General features: G+C 65.3%; 4 protein-coding genes and 1 pseudogene. 3 read left to right on the top strand and 2 right to left on the bottom strand.

The genetic code is table 11. The features are described from left to right. Positions 1-223: pseudogene (locus tag CG471_RS31060) on the top strand (IS110 family transposase); the annotation flags it as partial. 370 nt (positions 224-593) lie between these two features. Here the strand turns inward: CG471_RS31060 and CG471_RS29165 are convergent. Together CG471_RS29165 and CG471_RS29160 are read right to left on the bottom strand one after the other, a co-directional pair. Then, on the bottom strand, positions 594-923 hold the full coding sequence (locus CG471_RS29165) for a DUF2322 family protein (RefSeq protein WP_099234587.1): 330 nt from the start codon (positions 921-923) through the stop codon (positions 594-596). A 258-nt stretch (positions 924-1,181) separates the two neighbouring features. Next, entirely contained in the window at positions 1,182-2,318 is a 1,137-nt protein-coding gene (locus CG471_RS29160; protein ID WP_099234586.1) for a lipopolysaccharide assembly protein LapB, read from the bottom strand. A 498-nt stretch (positions 2,319-2,816) separates the two neighbouring features. Between CG471_RS29160 and CG471_RS29155 the strand changes: the two genes are divergently transcribed. Both CG471_RS29155 and CG471_RS29150 read left to right on the top strand, forming a co-directional pair. Beyond that, the gene (locus CG471_RS29155) at positions 2,817-3,224 is read left to right on the top strand and encodes a hypothetical protein (protein ID WP_180275843.1); all 408 of its coding nucleotides are present in this window, start codon (positions 2,817-2,819) and stop codon (positions 3,222-3,224) included. Next, complete coding sequence (locus tag CG471_RS29150; RefSeq protein WP_099234584.1) at positions 3,211-3,948, top strand: TorF family putative porin; 738 nt, start codon at positions 3,211-3,213, stop codon at positions 3,946-3,948. Before CG471_RS29155 ends, CG471_RS29150 begins: the two co-directional genes overlap by 14 nt. Positions 3,949-4,020: the final 72 nt, after the last annotated feature.

Here is a 4,020-nt window from a genome sequence, read left to right as displayed (position 1 = left end):
CAAAAGGCGAACTCGCGGTGGCCGCGCCTCCATTCGAACTATCCTCTTCCTCGTCGCTGACATCGCCCGGCGCTTCGACCCAAGCCTCGCTGACTTCCGCGACAAACTCCTCGCAGCTGGCAAACCACAGCTCGTCGTCCGCATCGCTCTCGCCCGAAAGCTCCTCGTCAGGCTCAATGCCAAAATGCGCGATACCCGACTTTCAATCCCTCTGACCTATTGACGAGACAGATAGTCGCTCCCGTTTACGGGAGGGGAATGGCAGGAAACCACCCCCCCCCCGTCATCCCAGCGTAGGCTGGGATCTCTCTTTTCTTCGAGAGTGAGAGGGGCAAGAAATAGTGGGATGCCAGCCTTCGCTGGCATGACGGGTTTGAAGCACAGTCGCTGATCCACCCTTCCCCGCCATTGCCAATTCCCCTCTCCCGTTCACGGGAGAGGGAGGGCCCCGCGCCGCAGGCGTGGTAGAGAGAAGGGCTGTCGAAGCAGCCTATCCTTATCCGATTTCGCCCGCCCGACTTGGCAGGCACTGCGTCATGCCCCGACAGCGGCAAAAGAAATGGCGCATCGGGGAAATGATTTACCCGCCTTGTTCAGCCCGCGACCACCCCGATCGCCAGCGCGTCGCCACCTTCCACGATCGCGATCAGCCGATCGACATTGGGATGCGCGCCCGGCCGGTTGCGGGCGTCCGCCGTATGTTCGGCAAACACCGCCAGCCCATGCTCGGCCGCCGCCGCGTCGAGCGTGCCGAAGGCCTGCTGCAGATAATGATAGACCGCCAGCGACCCCTGCTTGCCCGGCTGGTTCTCGATGCTGGCAACGATCGCACCGCTCGCATCCTTCAGGTCGATGCGGGCAATGCCGTCGATCGGCGGCAGCAGTTGGAGATTGTCCTTGAACGTCGCACCCGGTTGAATCATCGCTGGTTTCCCGCCTCGAATTTGGAATGAGCCTGTGCCCCTAGGGGCGATCGACATTCAGATGATGACGTGACGAAAATGGTGGTTTTCCGTGATCCGGAGCGCAGCGTACTTAAAGTACGTGAGCACCGGAAGCGCGGAAGGCCGCCATTTGCAGGCCGTCAGGGCTGAATGTCGATTGGCCCTAGGGCCTGATCCCTTGCGGCGGAAGAGCCTTGCGCTTTTGCTCGGTCCGACACGCAGCCCTGAGCGCCCGCCTCACCCGCCCGCAGGCGGCATCGCGGCTTCCGATGCGGTCAGGTCCAGCACTTCGAAACCGGGCGCCGGCACCCGGCGCCGGATGAGCGATCCCACCCCGTTGGTATATTGATATCTGGGTGTTACCCGTTCGATCCGGTAGCTGCCCGGCACATCCGTCTCCCCCGCCTCCCCGCGTGCGACATAACGCCGCCCCGTGACTTGGCGCAGGATCGCAGGCGCCCAGCCGGACGTGCGCGAACCGCGCAATATTTCCGCATCCTCGGTCCGTCCGTCGGGCCGGATCCAGAAACCGACATCGATCCACTGGATCGCTGCGATATCCGTGCTGCCGCCCGGCCGCACCGCTATGCCATCGAGGCCCTGCGCCCGCCCGATGTCGACGGCGTCTGTGCTGGCCGGATAGGGCGGCTGCCAGATCAGGATCGGCACCGCCCCCTGCTCCGCGCCGATCGCCTCGGCCAGGCGGGTGATGGCCGCGTCATCCCCGTCGCGCACCGCGAGACGCAGCCGCAGCACGCGCAGGGCGGTACGATATCCCGGCTGCTGCGCGATCGGCCGCTGCTCCAGTTCGTCCAGCATCCTTGCCGCCTCGCGCCGCTCACCCTGCGCCGCCGCCAGCCAAGCCCGCTTCATCCCCGCCATGATCGCGGGATGGGCTCGCCCCTGCGCCAGCGCCTGATCCTCGATCCCGCGATAGGTCGCTGCCGCCTGTCGATAATTGCCCAGCTTGATCCACATGTCGCCCAATGCGGTGGAGGCCGCCAGCACCGCCACATCGTCCGCCGGCAGATTGTCGCGCAGCGTCTTCACCTGCCCCGCCACGGCCCGGCGATAGGCATTCTGGTCGCCCTCATGCAGCGCCACCGTCGCCATCGCTTCATAGATGGCCGCGACCGGCCGGGGCGCTTCGCTCCCCTTGTCCTTGTTGCGGCGGATCGCCGCCGCCAGCAGATACTTGGCCTTCAGATAGTCGCCATCGCGAAAGCGGTGCTCGGCCAGCGCGATCGTCGCCTGCGCATCGCGCAGTGGCGTGCAATCGCCATGCAAACATTTCGCCTGCTCCTCGACCAGCTTCTGGCCGGTGACGATGATCTCGGGCGATCCGGCCTGCAACAGCAGCAGAAGGGCAAGCATGATGATTTTCCTCCCGTTATCCCCGCATCATAGTGTCGAATCATCATGGGCCTGCCAATCCCCATGCCAGTTCCCTATGGAGCGCCGCGGCTTTCCTATTTGGATTTTCCCTGCTCTATCCTGTCGGATGAAACAGCACACGCCCATCGCCTTGCCCGCATTACCGACCCGGTCCCGCCACCCCCGCAACACGCCAGATCATCGCCCATGATCGTCGCTTTGCTGTCGCCTCATTGTCGCTTCACTGTCGCGTCGCAGCTGCGTTACAGGCGCGCCACTGTCGCTTCGTCGGCGCGTGACTGTCGCCTTCTCGGGCAAAAACGCCCAAATGCGCACGGCATCGACACTATGTACTTTCAACTGTCGCGTCGGCGCCCTCCTCATCCGACCCTCATGTCGCCATTCATCATCAACCGGAAAAGAAGCAGCAACAGTAGAAACCTACATGCCTTCGTGACGACCGGGCAACAAAGCGCGGCGTCACAGCAGGAGAATGAAATGAGTTTGATCCTTATGGCGCTTGCCGCCGCCGCGACCCACAATGTGTCGGTCGAGCATCATGGCAACCAGATCGGCGCCACCTACACCGCCCGTGCCGACATCCGCACAAAGACCATCGGCGCCAAGACGCCCAACCGCATGGACAATCAGCGCTGCCAGTGGACCGCGACGATCGTCGTCGACCGCAAGCTGGACCATGGCCCGGCGCTCGCCCGCACCGTGTCGAGCGACAAGCGCTTTTCGGGTAGCGAGGCTGGCGCCTGCACGACCGGCCGTCAGTCGGGCGAACGCAACATGGCCCAGTATCAGGACAAGATCGAAGCGCACCTGATCGCCGTGGCGGAAGCCGATCGCGCGCCGCTGCTGGCCGAACTGGACTCGGTGCGCGCTCTTGCGTCGAACTGATCGGACCATCGGCCTGGCATGGCTGGGCGGGCTCGGCCTCGCCCTCCATGCCGTACCGGCCGCCGCCCAATATGCCAGCGGCCCCAGCGCCACGGTCGAGGTCGCCAGTGACGAGCGTCGCCGCGGCCTGAGCTGGAGCGACGGCGATCCGGTGCTGCGCGGCAGCGTCTCCGTGCCGGTCGCGCAGGGCCTGTCGCTCGATGGCGCCGCCACCAGCCTCTGGGACAGCGATCGCCATGGCGGCGCCGACGCCGTGATCGACCTTGGCCCTTCCTATGTCCACCAGCTGGGCGGCTGGCGCCTGTCGCTCGACGCGCGCTACCTTCTCTTCCCCGGCGCCGATCATCAGGGCTATGGCGAATTTGGCGCCGGCGCCGGCTTCCTGATCGGCCCCGCCAGCATCGACATCGGCGCCCAATATGCGCCGCGCCAGTCGGCGATCGGCGGCGACAATCTCTATCTGTCCTCCGCCGCCGCCTTCGCCATTCCCGGCACCCCGCTCACTGCCTCGGCACGGGTCGGCCATAGTTCCGGGTCGGATCGCGATCCGATCGCCGCGCAACGGCTGCGGCCGGGGGGCGACTATTGGGATTATGGCGCGGCCATCGCCTGGTATCGCGGCCGCTGGTCGGCGGAACTGCGCTACAGCGACACCGACATCGACAGCCGCGATGCGCGCCACGCCGGCTCGGCCCTCATCGGAAAGGTCGGCCTAACCCTGTAGCACCAGCGATATGAGTTCGGGCGAGGAGACGCCGGCCGAGCGCAGGAAGCCCTGATAATAATCAAAACCTTC

Origin of the sequence: Sphingobium sp. IP1 (assembly GCF_002708645.1) — a bacterium.
Lineage (GTDB): Bacteria > Pseudomonadota > Alphaproteobacteria > Sphingomonadales > Sphingomonadaceae > Sphingobium > Sphingobium yanoikuyae.
The sequence above is the reverse complement of the archived record's forward strand: the minus strand, read 5'-3'. Positions and strand labels throughout refer to the sequence as shown.